The organism is Pseudomonas sp. L5B5, from assembly GCF_020520285.1.
Classification (GTDB): Bacteria; Pseudomonadota; Gammaproteobacteria; order Pseudomonadales; family Pseudomonadaceae; genus Aquipseudomonas.
Genome location: NZ_CP084742.1, coordinates 2,188,792 through 2,211,091 on the forward strand (window position 1 = coordinate 2,188,792; position 22,300 = coordinate 2,211,091).

22 protein-coding genes are annotated in these 22,300 nt (G+C 62.0%); 7 read left to right on the plus strand and 15 right to left on the minus strand.

What is annotated here, in order from left to right:
* Positions 1 to 196: 196 nt before the first annotated feature.
* The 3 genes from LGQ10_RS09795 to LGQ10_RS09805 all read left to right on the plus strand — a co-directional run bounded on the left by LGQ10_RS09795 (position 197) and on the right by LGQ10_RS09805 (position 3,093).
* A complete protein-coding gene (locus LGQ10_RS09795; RefSeq protein ID WP_226525435.1) occupies positions 197 to 886 on the plus strand; it encodes a crotonase/enoyl-CoA hydratase family protein in 690 nt (229 codons plus the stop codon).
* A 370-nt stretch (positions 887 to 1,256) separates the two neighbouring features.
* On the plus strand, positions 1,257 to 1,979 hold the full coding sequence (locus LGQ10_RS09800) for a lysophospholipid acyltransferase family protein (protein WP_226525436.1): 723 nt from the start codon (positions 1,257 to 1,259) through the stop codon (positions 1,977 to 1,979).
* Positions 1,980 to 2,121: 142 nt separating this feature from the next.
* A complete protein-coding gene (locus LGQ10_RS09805) occupies positions 2,122 to 3,093 on the plus strand; it encodes a magnesium and cobalt transport protein CorA (protein ID WP_058437132.1) in 972 nt (323 codons plus the stop codon).
* 40 nt (positions 3,094 to 3,133) lie between these two features.
* Here the strand turns inward: LGQ10_RS09805 and LGQ10_RS09810 are convergent, their stop codons facing one another.
* The 3 genes from LGQ10_RS09810 to LGQ10_RS09820 all read right to left on the minus strand — a co-directional run bounded on the left by LGQ10_RS09810 (position 3,134) and on the right by LGQ10_RS09820 (position 7,335).
* Positions 3,134 to 3,856, minus strand: a complete 723-nt coding sequence (locus LGQ10_RS09810; RefSeq protein WP_058437133.1) for an amidotransferase — start codon at positions 3,854 to 3,856, stop codon at positions 3,134 to 3,136.
* A gap of 104 nt (positions 3,857 to 3,960) precedes the next feature.
* On the minus strand, positions 3,961 to 6,105 hold the full coding sequence (locus LGQ10_RS09815) for a 3-hydroxyacyl-CoA dehydrogenase NAD-binding domain-containing protein (RefSeq protein WP_226525437.1): 2,145 nt from the start codon (positions 6,103 to 6,105) through the stop codon (positions 3,961 to 3,963).
* Between the two features lie 24 nt (positions 6,106 to 6,129).
* Positions 6,130 to 7,335, minus strand: a complete 1,206-nt coding sequence (locus LGQ10_RS09820) for an acetyl-CoA C-acetyltransferase (protein ID WP_226525438.1) — start codon at positions 7,333 to 7,335, stop codon at positions 6,130 to 6,132.
* Positions 7,336 to 7,936: 601 nt separating this feature from the next.
* Between LGQ10_RS09820 and LGQ10_RS09825 the strand changes: the two genes are divergently transcribed.
* Positions 7,937 to 8,386, plus strand: coding sequence for a rhodanese-like domain-containing protein (locus tag LGQ10_RS09825; RefSeq protein WP_058434115.1), 450 nt, complete (start codon positions 7,937 to 7,939; stop codon positions 8,384 to 8,386).
* Positions 8,383 to 9,186: a c-type cytochrome gene (locus LGQ10_RS09830; protein ID WP_226525439.1), complete on the plus strand. Its 804-nt coding sequence runs from the start codon at positions 8,383 to 8,385 to the stop codon at positions 9,184 to 9,186. The genes LGQ10_RS09825 and LGQ10_RS09830 overlap by 4 nt, the downstream gene beginning before the upstream one ends.
* A 498-nt stretch (positions 9,187 to 9,684) precedes the next feature.
* Here LGQ10_RS09830 and LGQ10_RS09835 read toward each other — a convergent pair whose 3' ends face one another.
* From LGQ10_RS09835 to LGQ10_RS09885, 11 genes are all read right to left on the minus strand, one after another.
* The gene (locus LGQ10_RS09835) at positions 9,685 to 10,026 is read right to left on the minus strand and encodes a ribonuclease E inhibitor RraB (protein ID WP_058434116.1); all 342 of its coding nucleotides are present in this window, start codon (positions 10,024 to 10,026) and stop codon (positions 9,685 to 9,687) included.
* Positions 10,027 to 10,237: 211 nt separating this feature from the next.
* Positions 10,238 to 10,474 carry a hypothetical protein gene (locus LGQ10_RS09840; RefSeq protein ID WP_058434117.1) on the minus strand — a complete coding sequence of 79 codons (237 nt, stop codon included), beginning with the start codon at positions 10,472 to 10,474 and terminating at the stop codon, positions 10,238 to 10,240.
* A 142-nt stretch (positions 10,475 to 10,616) separates the two neighbouring features.
* The gene (locus LGQ10_RS09845) at positions 10,617 to 11,225 is read right to left on the minus strand and encodes an START domain-containing protein (RefSeq protein WP_058434118.1); all 609 of its coding nucleotides are present in this window, start codon (positions 11,223 to 11,225) and stop codon (positions 10,617 to 10,619) included.
* Positions 11,226 to 11,268: 43 nt separating this feature from the next.
* Positions 11,269 to 11,523: a YkgJ family cysteine cluster protein gene (locus tag LGQ10_RS09850; protein WP_226525440.1), complete on the minus strand. Its 255-nt coding sequence runs from the start codon at positions 11,521 to 11,523 to the stop codon at positions 11,269 to 11,271.
* 169 nt (positions 11,524 to 11,692) lie between these two features.
* Positions 11,693 to 12,208: a translation initiation factor 2 gene (locus tag LGQ10_RS09855; protein WP_226525441.1), complete on the minus strand. Its 516-nt coding sequence runs from the start codon at positions 12,206 to 12,208 to the stop codon at positions 11,693 to 11,695.
* A gap of 78 nt (positions 12,209 to 12,286) precedes the next feature.
* Entirely contained in the window at positions 12,287 to 13,726 is a 1,440-nt protein-coding gene (locus LGQ10_RS09860; RefSeq protein WP_226525442.1) for a PLP-dependent aminotransferase family protein, read from the minus strand.
* 203 nt (positions 13,727 to 13,929) lie between these two features.
* On the minus strand, positions 13,930 to 14,742 hold the full coding sequence (locus tag LGQ10_RS09865; RefSeq protein ID WP_226525443.1) for an OmpA family protein: 813 nt from the start codon (positions 14,740 to 14,742) through the stop codon (positions 13,930 to 13,932).
* Positions 14,739 to 15,095, minus strand: coding sequence for a DUF4398 domain-containing protein (locus LGQ10_RS09870; protein ID WP_226525444.1), 357 nt, complete (start codon positions 15,093 to 15,095; stop codon positions 14,739 to 14,741). Before LGQ10_RS09870 ends, LGQ10_RS09865 begins: the two co-directional genes overlap by 4 nt.
* Positions 15,096 to 15,104: 9 nt before the next feature.
* Positions 15,105 to 15,929 (minus strand): substrate-binding periplasmic protein, encoded by an 825-nt coding sequence (locus LGQ10_RS09875; RefSeq protein ID WP_226525445.1) that lies wholly within the window; start codon positions 15,927 to 15,929, stop codon positions 15,105 to 15,107.
* 78 nt (positions 15,930 to 16,007) lie between these two features.
* Positions 16,008 to 16,937 carry an electron transfer flavoprotein subunit alpha/FixB family protein gene (locus LGQ10_RS09880; RefSeq protein WP_226525446.1) on the minus strand — a complete coding sequence of 310 codons (930 nt, stop codon included), beginning with the start codon at positions 16,935 to 16,937 and terminating at the stop codon, positions 16,008 to 16,010.
* Positions 16,938 to 16,939: 2 nt separating this feature from the next.
* Positions 16,940 to 17,689 carry an electron transfer flavoprotein subunit beta/FixA family protein gene (locus tag LGQ10_RS09885; protein WP_185699531.1) on the minus strand — a complete coding sequence of 250 codons (750 nt, stop codon included), beginning with the start codon at positions 17,687 to 17,689 and terminating at the stop codon, positions 16,940 to 16,942.
* A 546-nt stretch (positions 17,690 to 18,235) separates the two neighbouring features.
* Between LGQ10_RS09885 and LGQ10_RS09890 the strand changes: the two genes are divergently transcribed.
* Positions 18,236 to 19,900 (plus strand): electron transfer flavoprotein-ubiquinone oxidoreductase, encoded by a 1,665-nt coding sequence (locus LGQ10_RS09890; protein ID WP_226525447.1) that lies wholly within the window; start codon positions 18,236 to 18,238, stop codon positions 19,898 to 19,900.
* A gap of 230 nt (positions 19,901 to 20,130) precedes the next feature.
* Here the strand turns inward: LGQ10_RS09890 and LGQ10_RS09895 are convergent, their stop codons facing one another.
* Positions 20,131 to 21,021 carry an AraC family transcriptional regulator gene (locus LGQ10_RS09895; RefSeq protein ID WP_058434124.1) on the minus strand — a complete coding sequence of 297 codons (891 nt, stop codon included), beginning with the start codon at positions 21,019 to 21,021 and terminating at the stop codon, positions 20,131 to 20,133.
* 182 nt (positions 21,022 to 21,203) lie between these two features.
* Between LGQ10_RS09895 and LGQ10_RS09900 the strand changes: the two genes are divergently transcribed.
* The gene (locus LGQ10_RS09900) at positions 21,204 to 22,256 is read left to right on the plus strand and encodes an NAD(P)-dependent alcohol dehydrogenase (RefSeq protein ID WP_058434125.1); all 1,053 of its coding nucleotides are present in this window, start codon (positions 21,204 to 21,206) and stop codon (positions 22,254 to 22,256) included.
* Positions 22,257 to 22,300 lie beyond the last annotated feature (44 nt).

Consider the following 22,300-nt stretch of genomic DNA (forward strand, 5'->3'; position numbering starts at 1 on the left):
CGCGCCTGCGGCACAAGGCAAACCGGCCAATCTTCGGCCTGGCTCACTCCAGCCCTGCCGCTCATCTTGCACGGCCCGGCGGGTGGCGCGGGTTGCTCGCCTGGCCTGGGCCTGACTCATCAGTCAGTCACGGCGCTTTACCGGGCCAGTCATGGTGGGTAACGTCTGCTGCACTTCTAATACAAGGAATTGCGTCATGAGTGAGTTGATTTCCTACCATCTAGAAGACGGTATCGCGACCCTGACCTTGAGCAACGGCAAGGTCAATGCCATCTCCCCGGACGTGATTGCTGCCTTTAATGCCGCGCTGGACCAGGCCACTGCCGACCGTGCAGTGGTGATCATCACCGGCCAGCCGGGGATTCTGTCTGGCGGCTACGACCTCAAGGTGATGACCGCCGGCCCTAGGGAAGCAGTGGCCCTGGTGACCCTGGGCTCGACCCTGGCTCGGCGCCTGCTGTCCCACCCATTCCCGGTGATCGTGGCCTGCCCGGGGCACGCCGTGGCCAAGGGCGCCTTCCTGCTGCTGTCGGCCGACTACCGCATCGGTGTCGAGGGCCCGTTCAGCATCGGCCTCAATGAAGTACAGATCGGCATGACCATGCACCACGCCGGCATCGAGCTGGCCCGTGATCGCCTGCGGCGCTCGGCCTTCCATCGTTCGGTGATCAATGGCGAGATGTTCGACCCGCACAGCGCCGTGGATGCCGGCTTCCTCGACAAGGTGGTCAGCCCCGACGAGCTGCAGGGCGCCGCCCTGGCCGCGGCGCGCCAGTTGAAGAAGATCAACATGGTGGCTCACAAGAACACCAAGCTGAAGGTGCGCAAGGGTCTGCTGGACAACCTGGACAACGCCATCATCGAAGACCAGCAACACCTGGGCTGATACGCCAGGCCTGCTGGACCATGGCCCGGCCCTGCGCCGTAATGCTGTTCAGTTAAGTAAATTGTAGGAGCGAGGCTTGCCCGCGATGGACATGGGAGCGCTGCGTTTATCCAGTAAACACGCGCTACCGCTGACGGCCATCGCGAGCAATTGAGCGTCGACCGGCTGCTCCTACGGGGATCACCTCGCTTAACTGATCGGCATTACGGCCCTGTGCCGGGCTTTTTATTGCCTGCCCCGCACCTTGGTTCATCACGCCGAAAGATCCGCTCAAACATCTGTCTTCTTGCCACCCTGCGCGGCAATTGCCGAAAAGAGTGCACATTCGTACACTGCGCCACCTTTTTTCCCCTGCGCGGTGACCGTTCAAATGCTGTATCTGTTTCGCATGTCCTTGATGGGACTTCACTTCATTGCTGCCGGCTGCCTGGGCTTGCTGCTTGGCCTGTGTCGCCCTTTCAATCCGGACAACAGCCGCCTGTGCGCCCGCTTCTATGCCTGGCCGGCCATGCGCATCCTGGGCCTCAAGGTCAGGACCGAAACCGGTCCGTTGATGGACAAGCCGCACAGCTGCGTGATCATCGCCAACCACCAATCCAACTACGACCTCTTCGTGTTCGGCAACGTGGTACCACGGCGCACCGTTTGCATCGGCAAGAAGAGCTTGAAGTGGGTCCCGCTGTTCGGCCAGCTGTTCTGGCTGGCGGGCAACGTACTGATCGATCGAGGCAACCCGCACAAGGCCCGGCGCTCGATCAGCACCACGACCCATACCCTGCAACACGAGGACACGTCTATCTGGGTGTTCCCGGAAGGAACCCGCAATGGTGGCAACGAGCTGCTGCCGTTCAAGCGCGGAGCCTTCCAGATGGCCATCGCTGCCGGCGTACCGATCGTGCCGGTCTGTACCAGCAACTACATCAAGCACATGCGGCTGAATAGCTGGAACAGCGGTGAGATCCTGATCCGTTCGCTGCCCCAGATTCCTACCACCGGCTTGACCCTGGATGACATACCGCAGCTGATTGCCCAATGTCACCAGCAGATGCAGGACTGCATTGCCAGCATGGACCGCCAACTGCAATCGGCCTGAGCCGCCCGCCTCCAGACCCAGCCCGCCCCGTGCGGGCTTTCATTTGCCCGCGAACTCGGCTCTCGCCTGTGACTCTGATGCTGCAATGCAGGCTAAGCTGCTGATCTGTCACCCCCTTGATAAGAAGAAGTGAACCGCCACCATGGGTAGAGTTGTTGCCGCCGCCGTCTACAGCGGCGGAAAGAAAGTCACCGACATCAGCCTCGACGAAGGCGCGGCCTGGGCGGCCAAGCCCGACCATTTCGTCTGGATCGGCCTGGAAGAACCCAACGCCCACGAGCTGGCCAACCTGCAACGTCAATTCAACCTGCATGAACTGGCCATCGAGGATGCGCTGGAGAAACACAGCCGGCCCAAGCTGGAAACCTTCGGCGATGCGCTGTTCATCGTCACCTACTCGCCGGTGCGCACCGAGGGCAAGCTGGAGTTCATCGAAACCCACATCTTTGCCGGCAACGGCTACATCATCACCGCGCGCAACGGCCACTCGGCCTCCTACGGCTACGTGCGCCAGCGCTGCGAGGCGCGCCCACTGCTGCTGGAGCACGGCGAAGACTTCGTGCTGTATGCCCTGCTGGACTTCGTCACCGAGAACTACCAGCCGGTCAGTGAAGCCATCCATGCGGAGATCGACGAGCTGGAGCGCAACGTCCTCTGCAATTCGCTTAACGAACGGGACATCCAGCACCTGCACGGCCTGCGCCGCGACGTACTGCGCCTGCGCCGGCATGTGGCGCCCATGGTGGAAATCAGCGAGGAGCTGCAGAAGCTCAGTTTTCCCTTTATCGACAAGAACATGCGGCCGTACTTTCGGGATGTGCAGATTCACGTCACCCGGCAGATGGAAGATCTGTCGACGCTGCGCGATATAGCCAGCCAGACCATCGAGATCGGTGTGCTGCTGGAGGCGTCACGGCAAAGCATCGTGCAACGCAAGTTCGCCGCCTGGGCAGCGATCCTGGCGTTTCCGACGGCGGTGGCGGGGATCTACGGGATGAACTTCCAGAACATGCCAGAACTGAGCTGGCACTACGGCTACTTTGGCGTGCTGGGTTTCATCAGTGTGGGTTGCGTCGGTCTGTGGGCCAGCTTCAAGCGGTCCGGCTGGCTTTGATCAGCGGCCCTGCGCACATCGGGCAGGGCCATGCGCCACCTCAGGCAGCCTCGGGCTTGTGGGCGACAAAACGCATCATCCACTCCGCGACCGTAGTGCCATGGTGGTCGTGCTCCAGACTGGCCACGCCCTTCTGGTAGACCTGCGCGCCGAGGGCCTCCTGGCGCAGGTCCAGCAGTGCACGGGAATAGTCGTGGATGAACTCCGGATGCCCCTGGAAGCACAGCACCTGGTCGTTGATGTGGTAGGCCGCGAACGGACAAAAGTCGCTGGAGGCAATCACCGTGGCATTGTCCGGCAGGGCGGTGACCTGGTCCTGGTGGCTGATCAGCAGGGTCAGCTCCTCCACCAGCGGGCTCATCCACGGCGCCTTGGCCGCCAGCTTGTAGTTGTGGATGCCCACGCCCCAGCCTTGGTTCGCCCGCTCGCTCTTGCCCCCCAGCAATAGCGCCAGCAGCTGATGGCCAAAGCAGATGCCCAGCAGCTTGTCGCCACGTTCGTAGCGCTCCAGCAGATAGGTCTTGAGGGTCTGGATCCAGGGGTCAGTGCCAAAGGAGTCAGCCTTGCTGCCGGTCACCAGGTAGGCATCGAACTCCAGGCCGGCGGGAGGATATTCGCCTTGCACCACGTTGTAGACAGTGAACTGGGCGGCGATCGGCTGCTGGGAAAACAGGCGCTGGAACATCTGCCCGTAACCCTGATACTGATCGATCAGTTCGGGACGCAGGATATCGGTTTCAAGAATGCAGATGCGTAGCGACATAAAATATTCCTGACAAGGCGATGGCAATAACGAACACCCAGAGCCTGCCTTGAAAGACCACGGCAAGGCAAGCCCCGGGAGCTGTCATTTCATCCCCGCCAGCCTCAGAACAGCTGGCCCTGGCGGGCCTTCTCCAGCAGCAGGTCTGGCGGATTGAAGCGCTCGCCGTACTGGCGCGCCAGGTACTGGGCACGGGCTACGAAATCCTGCACGCCGTACTGGTTGATGAACTGCAGCGCACCACCACTCCAGGCGGCAAAACCAATGCCGAACACCGAACCGATGTTGGCGTCCGCCGTGGACTGCAACACCCCCTCCTCCACACAACGCACGGTCTCGATGGCCTGGATGAACAGCAGACGGTCGCGCACGTCCTGGGGCGAAATCTGCCCATCGGCTTTATGAAAGCGCGTACGCAGTTCTGGCCACAGCTGCTTGTGGCCACCGGCCGGGTAGTCGTAGAAACCGCCGCCGGCCGCCTTGCCCGCACGCTTGTATTCATTGAGCAGCAGATCGATCACGGCGAACGCCGGATGCTCGATGGCCGGCCTGCCCTCGGCCAACAGATCCTTGGTGGTCTGCTGGCGAATGTGGCTCATCAGGCTCAGGGACACTTCGTCGGAAATCGCCAGCGGACCGATCGGCATGCCGGCCTTGCGGGCCTCGGTCTCGATCATCGGCGCCGCGACGCCTTCGCCGAGCATGGCGATCCCTTCATTGGTGAAGGTGCCGAACACTCGGGAGGTGAAAAAGCCGCGGCTGTCATTGACGACGATCGGGGTCTTCTTGATCTGCAAGACGAAGTCGAAACCGCGGGCCAGGGTTTCATCGCTGGTTTTTGCACCCTTGATGATTTCCACCAGCGGCATCTTTTCCACCGGGCTGAAGAAATGCAGGCCGATGAACTTGTCCGGGTCCGGCACTGCCGTGGCCAGCCCGGTGATGGGCAAGGTCGAGGTATTGGAAGCGATCACCGCATCGGCGCCCACCACCTGCTGTGCTGCCTTGGAGACCTTGGCCTTGAGTTCGCGATCTTCGAAGACCGCCTCGATGATCAGGTCGCAACCGGCCAGGTCCGCATCCTCGGCGGTGGTGAGGATCCGCGCCAGGGTCACGTCACGCTGCTCGGCGCTCAATTGCCCGCGGGCCACCTTCTTTTCCAGCAGCGCGGCAGAGTGGGCCTTGCCCTTTTCCGCGGCTTCGCGACTGACATCCTTGAGCACCACCTCGATGCCCGCCACCGCACTGACATAGGCAATGCCGGCACCCATCATGCCGGCGCCCAGCACCCCGACCTTCCGGGTCGCCTGGGGTGGCACGCCCTGGGGCCGCGAGCCGCCTGCGTTGATTTCATTGAGCTGGAACCAGAAGGTGCCGATCATGTTCTTCGCCACCTGGCCGGTGGTCAGCTCGGTGAAATAACGGGTCTCGATCAACTGCGCAGTATCGAAGTCCACCTGGGCACCTTCGACCGCGGCACAGAGGATCTTTTCCGGCGCCGGGAAACAGCCCTGGGTCTTGGCCCGCAGGATCGACGGCGCAATAGCCAGCATCTGCGCAACCTTGGGGTTGGACGGGGTACCGCCGGGAATCTGGTAGCCCTTCACATCCCAGGGCTGCCTGGCCCCCGGATTGCCGGTGATCCAGGCCCGGGCCTTGGCCAGCAATTCGTCGCGGTCGCTGGCCAGTTCGTTCACCAGGCCCGCCTGCAACGCCTGCTGCGGCCGGACCTTCTTGCCTTCAAGCAGATAGGGCAGAGCCTTTTCCAGGCCCAGCATGCGCACCATGCGCACTATCCCTCCGCCGCCGGGCAACAGCCCCAGTGTGACTTCCGGCAAGCCGACCTGCAGCGACTGGTCGTCCAGGGCCACCCGGTAATGGCAGGCCAGGCAGATTTCCCAGCCGCCCCCCAGGGCTGTGCCATTGATCGCGGCCACCACCGGCTTGCCGAGGGTCTCCAGCGCCCGCAACTGGGCCTTGAGGGCCAGCACCATGTCATGGAATGCCTGGGCCTGGGGTTTGCCGACCTTGATCAGCTCGTTGAGGTCGCCGCCGGCGAAGAAGGTCTTTTTCGCCGAGGTGACGATCACCCCGGCGATGCTTTCCTGCTCGGCCTGCAACCGGGCCACGATGGCGGCCATGGCGTCGCGGTAGACCGCGTTCATGGTATTGGCGCTCTGGCCCGGCATGTCGATGGTCAGGACGACGATCTGGTCCTGGCCTTTTTCGTAACGGATGGCATCGGTCATGAAAGGATTCCTTGAAATCGGGGCTCAGAGGCGTTCGATGATGGTGGCGATGCCCATGCCGCCGCCGACACAGAGGGTGGCCAGGCCATAGCGCTGGCCGCGGGCCTCCAGTTCGTCGAGCAGGGTGCCGAGGATCGCGCACCCCGTGGCGCCCAACGGATGGCCCATGGCGATGGAGCCTCCGTTGACATTGACCTTGGCCGGATCGATGGCCATGTCCTTGATGAACTTGAGTACCACCGAGGCAAAGGCCTCGTTGACCTCGAACAGGTCGATGTCCTCGACCCGCAGCCCGGCCTTGGCCAGGGCCTTGCGGGTGGCCGGCGCCGGCCCGGTGAGCATGATGGTCGGATCGGTACTGGTGACGGCCGTGGCGACGATCCGCGCCCGGGGCTTGAGGCCCAGCTCGCGGCCCTTGGCCTCGGAACCGATGAGCATCAGCGCCGCGCCGTCGACGATCCCGGAACTGTTGCCCGGGGTGTGCACATGATTGATCTGCTCGACATGGCTGTAGACCCGCAAGGCAGTGGCGTCGAAACCCATCTGCCCCATCATCTCGAAGCTCGGCTTGAGCTTGCCCAGGCCTTCGAGGGTCGAGTCGGCGCGGATGAACTCGTCATGGTCCAGCAGCACGATGCCGTTCTGATCACGTACCGGCACCAGTGACTTGTCGAACGCCCCTGCTGCCCGGGCGCGGGCGGCCTTCTGCTGGGATCGCAGGGCGAACTGGTCGACATCCTGGCGGGAGAAACCTTCCAGGGTGGCGATCAGGTCGGCGCCGATACCCTGGGGCGTGAAGTGGCTGTGCAGGTTGGTCTCCGGGTCCAGCACCCAGGCGCCTCCGTCGCTGCCCATGGGCACCCGCGACATGGATTCCACGCCACCGACCACCACTAGCTCCTCGAAGCCGGAGCGGACCTTCATCGCCCCCAGGTTGACCGCTTCCAGGCCCGAGGCACAGAAACGGTTGATCTGCACACCGGCCACGCTGACATCCCAATCCGCAGCCTGCACTGCAGTCTTGGCAATATCGGCGCCCTGGTCACCGATGGGCGTCACACACCCCAGGACCACGTCATCCACCTGGCTGGTATCCAGCTCGCAGCGCTGCTGCAGGGCCCGCAGCAGGCCAGCCACCAGGTTCACCGGCTTCACACTGTGCAAGGCGCCATCTGCCTTGCCTTTGCCACGGGGCGTGCGTAACGCATCGAATATCAAAGCTTGGGTCATGACGTCCTCGAACCGTTGTGCAGGGGGGAAAATGTCGAGCTTCCACCTTAGGCGCGACAGCGTCGGATTCAATGACCGATGCGCTCAGCCGCCTTGACGGTGCTGCTCAGACGAACGGTAGGTAGCTAATGGATAGGCCGATGAAGGGTCGCAAGCTGTCTAGCCAAAGGGTGGCCACCCGGGGTCGAGGGATATTTATAATTTTTAAAACGGTTTTGACGATAAATTCATATGAATTGGATCTAAGCCAGGGTATTCAGGGCCCCTAATGTAGAAGCTGTAGGAAGTCCCAGAGGGGTTTTGCACTGGGACAAGTAAGAAAAAGGAAACATGGCCGGTCCATAGTGAAAAACAGGAACCGGCTTGCATTGATGCTCAGGAATAACAACAAAAGGCATTCAGCCATGTTCAAACATTCGAAAGTACGTCAGGCGGGGCTCATTCTCTTCGCAACCACGCTGCTGCTGATCTTGCCGAATCTCACCAAAGTGATCGGCTGATTCGTGGCTGCTCGTTCGGCAGGTCATAAAATTGTCCCCGGTTCCTACCGGGGTACGCACTTGTGTGCCAGTCTTCCTGGGGAACATCACGGGGAAGATTCATGCGCCATTGGATTGCACTTGCCGCGCTCTTGAGCGCCTTCGACGCCTGCGCCGGAATCATCGATGTGAATCGCGCCGTGGATGAAATCAACGACGGCGCGCTGATCCTGGACCTGCGCAACGACAGTGACTTCGCTGCCGGCAACCTGCACAACTCGCTGCAGGTCAATCTCGAACTCGAGGACGGCACCGGCATCAGCGCCGAGGGCCTGGCCTACCAGTTGCGCAAGATGGTGCTGGACCCCAACGCCACGGTGGTGATCTACAGCGACACCAACCAGCACGCCCTGGAAGCCGAGGACACGCTGGTCAAGCACGGCTATTTCGGTATCGTGAACGGCGGCAACTACGAAGAACTCCGGGACGCGCTGTTCGACCACGTGTCGCGACCCGACGATGTGCTTCCTGGCGACGAACCCACTGACGACGATCCGACGGCCATCAATTGAAAGCTCTGTTCCTTTGCACTGCCCTGCTGCTGAGCATGCCCCTGCACGCCGCACAACTGCTGATCGACCTGGGCTCCGGCAGCCACGCCTGGCAGACCCAGGCGCTGCTCGAGCACCCCGATGTTCGGGACATCACCATCCGGGACGACGTCTCCTACAAGCGCGACATGCACTACCGGGCGGTGCCGCTGGCCAGCCTGCTCAAGGGCCTGAAGGCCGAGGATCACCTGCAGGCCGTGGCCCTGGACGGTTTTGCCGCGGAGCTGAGCGCGGCTCCGTTACTCGAGCGCCAGGGGGCCAGGGCCTGGCTGGCCGTGGAGGACCCGCGCCAACCCTGGCCGGCCCTGGCGGCCGACAAGCCCAGCGCCGGCCCCTTCTACCTGGTCTGGACGGACCCCGCAGCCGGGCACATCAGCCCCGAACAGTGGCCGTTCCAGGTGACCCGGATCCAGCGCCTGGCACCGGTGGCCGAACGTTTCCCGGCCCTGAGACCAGCCCCCGGGCTGGCAGCCGATGACCCGATCAACCAGGGTTTTGCCCTGTTCCAGAAGAACTGCCTGGCCTGCCATCGGCTCAATGGCGCCGGGGATTCGCAGTTCGGCCCCGACCTGAACTTGCCCTACAACCCCACCGAGTACTTCAGCGGCGACTTCCTCAAGCGTTACGTGCGCGATCCGCAAAGCCTGAGGCGCTGGCCCCAGGCAAAAATGCCGGGGTTCAGCAGCAGCGTCCTGCCTGAGGCGGAGCTGGATCTGCTGCTGGGCTACCTGCGCCACATGGCCGGCCGCAAGCAACCCTGAGCGCCTAATGCCAGTCAGTTAAGCGAGATGATCCCCGTAGGGGCAGCCGGTCGACGCTCGATGGCTCGCGATGGTCGTTAACGCTAGCGCGTATTGACGGGATAAACGCAGCGTTCTGAAGTCTATCGCGGGCAAGCCTCGCTCCTGCATAACCGATCGGCACGAGCCCTGGGCGCTTCCTTGCACCAGCCCTGCATGGTCGCCAGGGTTGGATAGGGGACTGGCTATCACCTGCATAGCCAGAGTCGATTTCACCCACTGCGAATGCCGGTAGATAATCGCCCCCATCGAACCACTCTTCACCGCCTGATGAAGTTACTGCAACCCTGATGACACCGATGACAACCGAGTCCGGGCTCTCCCGACCGGTTCCCTCTCCTGACCGGTCTTCCCTTTCAGCCACCCTCCCGGGTGGCTTTTTTTTGCTGTGCCGCTCCCTGAAATGCAATTGGCCAACCCGGAGGTTGGCCAATCATCTGCCTTGTCGCGATTGACGGGCTATATCAGGCGCCCGCGTACCTCATGTTTCACACCCCAGCCTTCAATGATGCCACCCAGAGGCTCGACCACTGCCTCGAAATCCTGTTCGAAATCCCCGATGCCACCATGCGTGGCATACATCACCTTGCTCAGTTCCAGATACCAGGCGCCATCATCACGGGGACTGACCTGGGCATTCAAGGATTCTCCTCGAAACTGCCCTGCCGCCCTGCGCGCCCGCTCCTCATCCGGGAAAATGGCGTAGAACTCGATGGGATGAAACCGTGAAAAATCGAAACCGCCTTCTTTCATGCGGCGCAGCACACTGCTGCTGATGTCTTCTTGAAAGGCTGTGCTCATGAAACGTCCTCCTCAAACCGATGGATAGACTTTCCGTGCTTCCCGAATTGCAGGCCAAACAGACCGACGTCACGACCCAGGGAGAGTCGACAGGAAACAAACATGGAGCTGGCAAGATCAGGCCTTGGTGAAGAATTCGCTGACCCTGCTTGCAGATTAGCGCCTACCTCTGGACGCCGCCAGAAATCGTGGCCGGTGCCATTGCCGCTACTTACTGGATCGGCGAGATGCTCAGAATCTGAATGCTGTTCTGCTCTTTCAGGCTCTTGAGAGTAGGCGCATCGGTACGCCCCTCCAGGTCGTTGAGGTCCAGTTCGGCACTCACTGGCAGCAACCGGGCCCGCACCAGCTGCGCAGCGCGCTCCAGTGTCGGTTGCTGTTCGCAATCGAAGTGCTCGACAGACTGGACACCATGATCATCAACGAAAGTGACTTGCCACTTTTGCATCAATGCCTCCTCGATAGCCCCGTGAGTGGGCCTACATAATCTGGACCTTGAGGCACTGGCAAACGTTCCACCGCAGGATCGGCAACCACCCATGAAAAAGGCCGCCCAGAGGCGGCCTTGAGTGGCAGGTGGAACAATTCGGTCAAGGCTTCTCGGCGCGAGCCTTGAGTGCCTTGAGGGTGTTGAACGGCGCCTCGACCACGAACTTGTTAGCCAGCCAGGAGGGCACGCTGCCACCCGGCTCGGTATGGACCTGGTAGGTCACTTCCACCTGGTCGGCGCCCTTGGGTACGAACTTCCAGTAGCCCTGGACCTGGGCCACACGCACGAAGCCTTTCTCTTCGGGGATATAGGTCGGCAACCCCTCGAGCTTGCGAGTCAGGCTGCCGTCGGCGCCTTCACTGGTGGTGATGTGCAGGACCGAGTCGCGGGCAGTGACTGGCCACGGCGCGTTGAACTGCGTGTAGGTCCAGCTCTGGTCGCCCTCGTGCTTGAGCAGCTTCTGGGTCTTGCACTCGTGAATCCAGGCACAGGCTCCAGCCGCATCTTCCTGTAGTGCACGGAGCTTGGCGATGGAGGTCTTCATGGTGGCGACACCGCGGTAGGCCTTGTACTTGGAACCGGCCACTTCGCTCAAGGACACCTTGATGCCGTCTTCGTCCTTGGCCGTTTGCCAGTCTTCGGCCTGGGCCGTTGCCGACAACAGCGCGGTTAAACCACAGATAACAGCAATTCGATGCAGCGAACCCATTGTCTTATTCCTTATTGTTGAAGTTCCGTTCATTGAGAACAACCTAAGCCGCTGTCATTTGCTCCCACCAACCGATCAGGCGGATGGCTTGCTCACGGCTTTCGCCACACACTTCGGGATCTGCCATGAACGCCGCACACACCGCCGGGCGCTCCGGTAATCCGAACAGGCCGCACAGGTGTTCGACCGAAAGATGCAGGCATCGTTCTCCGGCCGGCTTGCCTTGGGGCATTCCGGGAATCGGGGTACTGATGGAAGGGGCAATGCAGCAAGCGCCACAACCTTCACGGCAGTTCATGACGAAACGCTCCTCGCGACGAGCAAAGTGTTGGATGGCGCCGGACAAGAGTAACCGCTAAAACAGCCGTTTAAAATTACTCGAAGAACGGATTTGACGCACAACCGTGCGTGACTGATCAGTCTCCGACAAAGTGTCGGCCAGGACGGTCACAAGGATGCACAAGAATTTATTGCTTGAACTCGAAATCCAGGGCGGCGCCCTCGATGTCTCGACGCTCTTCCCTGCGCAATTGCAACTGCATTTCGTTGCTGAGCAGGCGACCGTTAAGTTGGAACGGGCTGCTTTCCTTGGGTTTCTCGCCGAACATCGGCGGCAGCAACGGCTCGCGCTTGGGCAGCGGCGTGGCACCGATGGGTTGCAGGTGCCTGACCATTTCCGTTGGCAGGTTCAAGTCCAGCTTGGGGCTGACCAGCGGGGTCTTGATGTCCTGGTAGGCCCACTTGGACTTGGGGGCGGCCTTGGCGCTGCGCTTGGAAGCCTTGGCCTTGCCGGCACTCTTCGAAGCCTTGGGCTTGCTTGCCGGCGTCTTGCTGGTTGCAGCTTTGCTGGCAGCTGGCGACTGCCCCGAACGAGTGGCGCCGGCTGCAGATTTTTCAGCGGCCGGAGCGGCCTGCACTGATGTGGCGGCAGCAACTCCCAGCAGGCAGGCACATAACCAGATGGCAGGAAAAAAGGCTTTCATAAAGACAGGCAAATCGAGAAAAGATGCCTCTATGCTCGCTTGTTGCACGCCCCATGACAAGCATGGGGAGCGCATTGGCTAGAAACCGCCGGCCGCTTCCTGGCACAACTGGCTGGCGAGCATGCCCAGGGTCATCAGCGCCCGTTCGGCTTCGCGGTTCCACGGAGTGCCGCAGTTCAGGCGTATGCAGTGGTTGAACTGCTCGGTGTTACTGAAGATCAGCCCCGGCGCGATGCTGATGCCCTGCTGCAAGGCTCGTACATGCAGTTCCTGGGTATTGACTCGCCCCGGCAAGCTGACCCACAGGATGAAGCCGCCAGTGGGCCGGGTGATTTGCGTGCCTTCCGGAAAATGCTGCTGGACCGCCAACTGGAAGGCGCTGAGGTTCTTGCGGTACTCCTGGCGGATGTAACGCAAGTGGCGGTCGTATCCGCCGTTCTCCAGGTAGGCCGCCACAGCCATCTGGGTCACGCTGCACGCCGAATGAGTGCTGAAGGTCTGCAGGCGCTGGATCTCCTGCTGATACTTGCCAGCGATCATCCAGCCGATGCGCACGCCGGGCGACAGGGTCTTGGAAAAGCTGGAACAGTAGATCACCCGGTCCAGGCGGTCATAGGCCTTGAGGGCCTTGGTGCGGCCAACCTCAAACATCAGCTCGCCGTAGATATCATCCTCGACCACCTGGATATCGAAGTCCGAAGCCAGGCGCAGCAACTGCTTCTGCCGCTCTTCGGGCATCGTGCCGCCCAGGGGGTTGCTCAGGCGCGTGGTCAGCACCAGGGCCTTGATCGACCATTGGTTGGCTGCCAGTTGCAGGGCCTCCAGGCTCATGCCGGTGGCCGGATCGCTGGGAATCTCGATGACCTTGAGCCCCAGCAGGTCGGCCAATTGCAGCAATCCATAATAGGTGGGCGACTCGGCGGCGATCAGGTCGCCCGGCCGGGTGAGGACTCGCAGCGACATCTGCAGCGCATCGACGCAGCCGTGGGTGATCACCACCTCGGAAGGGTCGACCACCACGCCGGCATCGCGCATGCGGATCGCCACCTGGCGCCGCAGCGGCTCGAAACCCGGGCTGAACATGTAGCTGAATGCCCGTGGGCTATGGAAACGCGTGACCTTGGCCAACTGCTGGTGCAGTGCGCGCACCGGCAAGTAGTCGACGCTGGGCACCGCTGCCCCGAGGGGAAAGACCCCTTCGCGCCGGGACTCCACCAGGACTTGCTGGATGATGCTGCTGCGAGTGACCAGCCCCGGACGCTCGACCCGGGCGATGTCCGGCGTCGGCGCAGTCAGCGCCGGCGTCTGGTGCACGTAGTAGCCCGACTGGGGCCGCGCGCGGATCAGCCCCTGGTCCTCGAGGTTGGCATAGGCCTGGAGCACCGTGGCATGGCTGACGTTGAGCTGCGAGCTCATCTTGCGTACCGACGGTACGCGCTCCCCCGGCTGATAGACACCACGACGAATATCCTCAGCCAGCTGCTGAGCGATACGTTGATAGAGCAAGAGATTGGTCATTGCGCAGCACCCGATTTCACGGTGTTTTATTCTTGTGTGAAACAATACCGGCACAGTTTAGAAGTGTACTGGGACAGTTTCCACAATAGTCGAGTACACCGGCCAGTGAAAAGCACCGCAGCAGGTTTTTTACCTACCTTCACGCAGACATAAAAAAACCCGACGCCGGCCAGGCATCGGGTTTTCCAGGGATCAGCGTGTGATCAGCGCGCAGCGCCGAGCTGCCCCTTCTCGTCGGAGAAGACGATCTCCACCCGCCGGTTCTGCGCCCGACCACGCTCGGAGGCGTTGGCCTCCACCGGATAGTCGTCGCCATAACCTTCGACCTGGATGCGTTTCTCGTCGACACCAAGGTCCACCAGCACGTCTGCCACCGCCTGGGCCCGATCGCGGGACAACTGCAGGTTGCCCTGCTGTTCGCCGGTGTTGTCGGTGTAACCCTCGATGCGCACCACACGCTTGGGATTGAGCTGGAGGAACTGGGCTACCTTGAGCACGGTGCGGTTGGCCGAGTTGTTGAGTTCTGCTTCGCCGGTATCGAACTGCACGTCCCCCAGCGTCATGACCAGGCCACGATCGGTCTGGGTGGTGGCCATGTTGAGGATCTGCTCTTCCAGCCATTTGCCCTGCTGCTGCACGCTGAGCAGCTTGGCCTCGCGCAGGGCCAGTTGCAGGCGCTGGCGCTCCAGCTCGAGCTTGGCCCCGCGTTCCTGGTTCAGCGCCTGCTCGGTGTGCTCGCGGGCGATCTCGCTGTAGCGACGGCTCAGGTAGGCGTAGTGCTCCACGTCACTGCCGCTGCCCCAGTAGCTGGACAGGCGATCGGCACGGGCCAGGGACTCCCCGGCGCGGATCACATCCTTGGGGGCGATCCGCAGAACATTGGAGTCTTCCTTGACCTTCTGGAAGTCGTTGCTGGCCTGTTGCAGCGCTTCTTCGCTGTGCTGGCCTGCACACCCCATGAGGCTCGCGCCGGACAGCAGCACGACAGCACCCAATACACATCTGGACATCTTCATTGGGCGTCCCCCAGTTGCTTGCGCAGGCGGGCGATGCGGGTATTGAGCATGTTCACCTGTTCCTGGCTCTTCTGGGTCAAGACCTTGGCCTCGGCCAGGCGTGCATCCAGTTCGGCCTGCTCGGCACGCATCCTGGCTTTCTTGTAGGACTCATCCTGCATGTTGCCCTGGGCCCGGGAAAACTTCTCCTCGGCCAGCTTCAACTCCGGCACGTCCTCGGCCGAGGCACCAACGGCCTTGGCCTGTTCCAGCGCCCGGGCAGTGAGGCGCATTTGCTCGCTGGGTGCCGGATCAGTGGCACAACCCGCCATGGCCAGCAGGGCCAGGGCAGCAAAAAGAGGTCGAATAATCACACGAGATTCCTACGGTTTGGGGCTGCTGACGGGTTGCTGCAACTGGGCCTTCCAACGCTCGAGATTGCGCTGCAACAAGACCTCCGTCAGACCGGACGCGGGCAATTCTGTCATCTTTTTGGCCAGCTGTCCGCGCAACCATGGGTCGTTGCAGGCCGAGTTGTGGGACAACGCCAGAAACAGGCCCGGCTTGTCGATGGGCTGGGGAAACGCCACCAGGTCGGCAGCCATTCCCAGGGACTGCGCCATCGTCATGCCGGCATAGCGTGGCGCCAGCGCATAGTCGACTTCTCCCAGCAGCAACTTCTGAAACACCTGAGTCAGGTTCGGCAGGCGCTTGAGTTGCAGATGCTCCTTGGCCAGGGCCTGGAATGGCTGGGTCAGGCGGGCCTTTTCCGACACGGCTCCCGGGTGCCCCTGCAGGTCGGCCAACTGCAGATAACCCAGGCTCGACTCCTTGCGAGTCCAGACCAGGTAATCGTTCTGCACCAGGGCGGGATGAATGTAGTCCAGGGATTCGAGCTCGCTCAGGGTCAACGGGGCGTCGACGAGCATGTCCATGCGCCCGGCACGCACCTCCTCGAGTGCCTCGGAGCGCTTGCCGGCGTACAGCACCTCGATCTTGAGCCCCAGCTCTCCCGCCACTTGCTGCAACAGGTCGGCACTGGCACCCATCAGGTGCTTGGGGTCCTGCGGGTCGCGCCACAGGTAGGGCGGTGCATCGGGGCTGCCCGTGACCACCAGGCGCTCGCACTTGCCCACCGCCAGCGCCAGCGAGGGCAACAGCGTCAGGCCCAACAGCACTGGCCAGCCACACATGCGGCGCAGATCCATGACATCACTCCCCAGATAAACGACAGGCAAAAAAAACCCGGCCAGAAGGCCGGGCTCTTTATAAGTGAAGCAGCCGGATTAGACCAGCTTCTCCAGCTCGGGGACGGCTTCGAACAGGTCCGCTACCAGGCCGTAGTCGGCTACCTGGAAGATGGGAGCCTCTTCGTCCTTGTTGATCGCGACGATCACCTTGGAGTCCTTCATGCCTGCCAGGTGCTGGATCGCGCCGGAGATACCGACGGCGATGTACAGCTGCGGTGCAACGATCTTGCCGGTCTGGCCGACCTGCATGTCGTTCGGCACGAAGCCTGCGTCGACTGCAGCGCGGGATGCGCCGACTGCCGCGCCCAGCTTGTCGGCCAGGGCGTACAGGTGCTTGAAGTTGTCCCCGTTCTGCATGCCGCGACCGCCGGAAACGACGATCTTGGCAGCGGTCAGCTCAGGACGATCGGACTTGGCCAGCTCTTCGCCAACGAAGCTCGACTTGCCGGCATCGTGGGCGGCGCCAACGGCTTCCACCGCAGCCGAACCACCTTCGGCGGCAACGGCGTCGAAGCCGGTGGAACGCACGGTGATGACCTTGACTGCAGCAGTGGACTGCACGGTGGCAATGGCGTTACCGGCATAGATCGGACGCTTGAAGGTATCGGCGCTTTCTACCGAGATGATCTCGGAGATCTGATCGACGTCCAGCTGGGCGGCAACCCGCGGCAGGATGTTCTTGCCGTTGGAGGTGGCGGCAGCCAGGATGTGGCTGTAGCCAGCGCCCAGTTCGGCTACCAGCGGCGCTACGTTTTCCGGCAGTTGGTGCGCGTAGGCGGCATTGTCGGCCACCAGCACTTTGGCCACGCCAGCGATTTTCGCAGCGGCCTCGGCCACGGCGCCAACGCCCTGGCCGGCAACCAGCACGTGAATGTCGCCACCGATTTTGGCAGCAGCGGCAACGGTGTTAAGGGTGGCCTGGGCCAGTGCCTTGTTATCGTGTTCGGCGATTACCAAGATAGTCATGATCAGATTACCTTCGCTTCGTTTTTCAGTTTCTCAACCAGTTCAGCCACCGACTTGACCTTGATGCCCGCGCTGCGTGCAGCCGGCGCTTCGACTTTCAGGGTCTTGTTGGTGGAGGCGGTGGAAACACCCAAAGCATCAGGAGTCAGCGTTTCAAGCGGCTTCTTCTTGGCTTTCATGATGTTCGGCAGAGACGCGTAGCGCGGCTCGTTCAGGCGCAGGTCGGTGGTGACGATCGCCGGCAGGTTCAGTGCAACGGTCTGCAGGCCGCCGTCGATTTCACGGGTGACATTGACCTTGTCGCCAGCCACTTCGACCTTGGAGGCGAAGGTGCCTTGGGCGTAACCGCTCAGGGCCGCCAGCATCTGGCCGGTCTGATTGTTGTCGCTGTCGATGGCCTGTTTGCCCAGGATCACCAGTTGAGGCTGCTCCTTGTCGACCACAGCCTTGAGCAGCTTGGCCACGGCCAGGGAGTTCAACTCTTCAGCGGACTCGACGAGGATCGCGCGATCGGCACCCAGTGCCAGGGCGGTACGCAGTTGCTCTTGAGCAGTAGCAGGACCGATGGAGACGACGACGATTTCAGTCGCCACGCCTTTCTCTTTCAGGCGTACGGCTTCTTCCACTGCGATTTCGCAGAAAGGGTTCATCGACATCTTGACGTTGGCGAGGTCGACGCCGGAGTTGTCCGCCTTGACGCGAACCTTGACGTTATAGTCGACCACTCGTTTGACAGCTACAAGAACCTTCATGGATTCCTCGTTACTCTCCGGTGAAAAGAAAGTCGCCTAGGCGAGAACCTGGCGGTTGATGCTCATCGGCACAAGGGCACCTCCAAAAACGCCGGCGCACAAAGGTTGACCTTGCTCACGGGGCGATGACCATTCGTCAGTGGTGACCGACAAGTCATTCATTATCGCGGCGTGTAAACTGCGCACTTTCAAGTTGCGCGGCACGTCACCTTCACTGCCTTTGCCCTGTCTTTAGAGGTGCTCTTGAAACCAACAGTCAGCCTACGGCGAGCGCAAAACCGACCGTATCTTGACCGGAACACCTTTTCCGGTCAATACGGCAAAATGGTCGTTCATAAGCCGCGCTTCTTTGTTTTACCTGGCCTGCGGCAATTTCAAACAAACGTTTGTATTGGACGCTGAGAGTGGTGTAGATATAATGCGCCGCCCAGAGAGAAAGGTCGGCCGTCCTCCCTTCTCCCCCCATCTGCGATGGGAGAACGCGGGATGCAACGCCAGACCTCCAATTAGAAAAAAACCGTTGAGCCTTGAGTAGGAGATAGCCTAGTGGAACGCGAATACATGGAATTCGACGTGGTCATCGTCGGTGCCGGCCCCGCAGGCTTGTCCGCCGCTTGCCGCCTGAAACAGAAGGCTGCCGAAGCCGGCAAGGAAATCAGCGTCTGCGTCGTTGAAAAAGGCTCCGAGGTCGGTGCTCATATCCTTTCCGGCGCGGTGTTCGAACCACGGGCCCTGAACGAGCTGTTCCCCGACTGGAAGGAACTGGGCGCCCCTCTCAATACCCCGGTCACCCGCGACGACATCTATGTCCTGCGCAGTGGTGAATCCGCCACCAAGGTTCCCGACTTCTTTGTGCCCAAGACCATGCACAACGAAGGCAACTACATCATCTCCCTGGGCAATCTGTGCCGCTGGCTGGCCCAGCAGGCCGAGAACCTGGGCGTGGAGATCTACCCAGGCTTCGCCGCCCAGGAAGCCCTGATCGACGAAAACGGCGTGGTCCGCGGCATTCTCACCGGCGACATGGGCGTGGATCGTGAAGGCCATCCCAAGGACGGCATGTACACCCCTGGCATGGAGTTGCGCGGCAAGTACACCCTGTTCGCCGAAGGCTGCCGTGGCCACATCGGCAAGCAGCTGATCAAGCGCTTCAACCTGGACAGCGACTCCGACGCCCAGCACTACGGCATCGGCCTCAAGGAAATCTGGGAAATCGACCCGGCCAAGCACCAGCCAGGCCTGGTGGTGCACACCGCCGGCTGGCCGCTGGACATCATGAGCACCGACAACACCGGCGGCTCCTTCCTCTATCACCTGGAAAACAACCAGGTCGTGGTCGGCCTGATTGTCGACCTGTCCTACGCCAACACCTACCTGTCGCCGTTCGATGAATTCCAGCGCCTCAAGCACCACCCGGTGCTCAAGCAGTACCTGGAAGGCGGCAAGCGCATCAGCTACGGCGCCCGCGCCCTGGCCAAGGGTGGGATCAATTCGCTGCCGAAGATGATCTTCAAGGGCGGCGCGCTGATCGGTTGCGACCTGGGCACCATGAACGTGGCCAAGATCAAGGGCAGCCACACCGCGATGAAGTCCGGCATGCTGGCCGCCGACGCCGTGGCCGACTCGCTGCTGGCCGGTTCCGAAGGCGCCGACGAGCTCAAAAGCTACGTCGACTCGTTCAAGTCCAGCTGGCTGTATGAAGAGCTGTTCGCCAGTCGCAACTTCGGCCCGGCCATGCACAAGTTCGGCCCGATCCTCGGTGCCGGCTTCAACTGGTTCGACCAGAACATCCTCGGCGGCAAGATGCCGTTCACCCTGCATGACACCACGCCGGACTATGCCTGCCTGAAGCTGGCCAAGGACTGCGTGAAGATCGACTACCCGAAACCCGACGGCAAGCTGAGCTTCGACAAATTGAGCTCGGTGTTCATCTCCGGTACCAACCATGAAGAAGAACAGCCTTGCCACCTGAAGCTCACCGACCCGAGCATCCCCCTGGGCCGCAACCTGCCGCTGTACGACGAGCCAGCCCAGCGCTACTGCCCGGCCGGTGTGTACGAGGTGGTCACCCAGGAAGACGGCGAGAAGCGCTTCCAGATCAACTCGCAGAACTGCGTGCACTGCAAGACCTGCGACATCAAGGACCCGGCGCAGAACATCACCTGGGTCACCCCGGAAGGCTCCGGCGGCCCGACCTACCCGAACATGTAAGTCGACGCCCTGCGAAAAGCCCCCATATGGGGTAATGCTGTTCAGTTAAGCAAGGTGATCCCCTGTAGGAGCAGCCGGTCGACGCTCGATTGCTCGCGATGGTCGTTAACGGTAGCGCGTGTTTACTGGATAAACGCGGCGCTCTGAAGACCATCGCGGGCAAGCCTCGCTCCTACCATTTCCTTAACTGAACGGCACTACCCATATGGGGGCCTTTTTCTTTCCAGCGTTCAAGCCACGCGTTCATCCCCCGGGCTGCGCTCGAAGTAGCGCTTGTACTCGCGGCTGAATTGCGAGGTGCTCTGGTACCCCACACGATGGGCCACTTGGGCCACGCCCAGGCCCTCACCCAGCAACAGCTGCTGGGCCTTGAGCAGCCGCAGGCGCTTGAGGTACTGCACCGGCGACAACAAGGTGCTGCGCTTGAAATGCTCATGGAAGGTCGAGGTACTCATATTGGCGCAACGGGCCAGGGTCTCGACGTTCAACGGCTCGGTGTAATGCTGGTGCAAATGATTGAGCGAGGCGGCGACCCGGGCGAAATGCCCCTGCTGCTCCACCAGTGCCCGCAAGGCTTCGGCCTGGGGTCCGCGCAAGGCAGCGAACAGCAGCTCACGGACCCGCGCCGGCCCCATGACCTTGCACTCCAGGGGATCGTGCAGGCAGCGCAACAAGCGCTCCACACAACCGCGCATGCTGTCGTCGAGGACCACCGAGGTCATGGACTCCAGGGTCTGCGCCGCGGCTGCGGGCCCATCACCGATGCCCATGGCCAGCACCAGTTCCCTCAGCATGGCGCGGTCGATACCAATGGAGATTCCCAGCAGCGGCGCGTTGGGCAAGGCGAAGGTTTCGCACTCGAACGGCACCGACAACGCCTGGATCAGGTAATGCCCGGCGCCGTACTCCAGGGTCCTGGTGCCCAGGTAGGCCAGCTTGCTGCCCTGGACGATGATCATCAGGCTCGGCTCGTAGATCTGCGGCCCCCGGGCCACATCGCGGCTGGCTCGCAGCACCTGGACCCCGGGCAAGGCCGTAGCGGCGAAGCCCTCACGACTGGCCAGGGGCTCGAGCAGCGCGACCAGGGGGGCATTGGCGTCCAGATGGCGGGTCAACAACATGTGGGGAAACTTCATGCAAGGGAGGGGATGCCAGCATCATCGCAGGTCCGTTGGCCAATGCCCCGTGAAAACCGTCGATGGCGGAGGAATAGGCATGACATGCCGAGGAATCGCCATGGTTGCCCGCAAGTCTGGCGCCGACAATGCGCCGCCTCACTTGTCAGCGCTTTGCGAGGTCCACCATGTACACCGCCATCGGTTATGCCGCCCAGTCGGCCACCACTCCCCTCGCCCCCATGAGCTTCCAGCGGCGCAGCCCGCGCCCGGACGACGTGGCCATCGAGATCCTCTACTGCGGCGTCTGCCACTCCGACATCCACCAGGCTCGCAACGAATGGGGCATCGCCGTGTACCCGCTGATGCCGGGCCATGAAATCGTCGGCCGGGTCACCGCCATCGGTGCCAATGTCAGTAAGCACCAGGTCGGCGACCTGGTCGGCGTCGGCTGCATGGTGGATTCCTGCCGCCAGTGCGAGGCCTGCGCGGCCAACCTGGAACAGTACTGCCTGCAGGGTCCGACCCTGACCTACGCCTCGCCAGACCGGATCGATGGCAGCAACACCCTGGGCGGCTACTCCGACAGCATCGTGGTCAGCGAGCATTTCGTGGTGCGCATCCCCGAGTCCCTGGATCCGGCCAGCGCCGCGCCGATCCTCTGCGCTGGCATTACCACCTATTCGCCGCTCAAGCACTACGGCGTCAAGGCTGGGGACAAGGTAGGCATTCTCGGCATGGGCGGCCTGGGCCACATGGGCATCAAGTTCGCCAAGGCCCTGGGGGCCGAAGTGACCCTGTTCACCCGCTCCGCGAGCAAGGCCGGGGAAGCCCGGCAACAAGGCGCGGATCACGTGATCGTGTCCACAGACCCGGCGCAGATGCAGGCCGCGGCCGGGCAATTCGACTTCCTCCTGGACACCATCCCGGTGGCCCACGACCTCAACCCCTACCTCGATACCCTGCGCTTTGACGGCGTGCACATCCTGGTGGGCCTGATCGAACCGGTGGACCCGGCGCTGCACGCCGGCAAGCTGGTGATGGGCCGCCGAGTGCTGGCCGGCTCGCTGATCGGTGGCATCGCCGAGACCCAGGAGGTGCTGGACTTCTGCGCCGAACACGGCATCAGCTGCGATATCGAGATGCTGGATATCCGCCAGATCAACCAGGCCTACGAGCGCATGATCAAGGGCGACGTGAAATACCGCTTCGTGATCGACATGGCGACCCTCAAGGCCTGACCCGGCAAGGATCAGGCTCCTGCGGCCCCTTGCGGGCCGCAGGT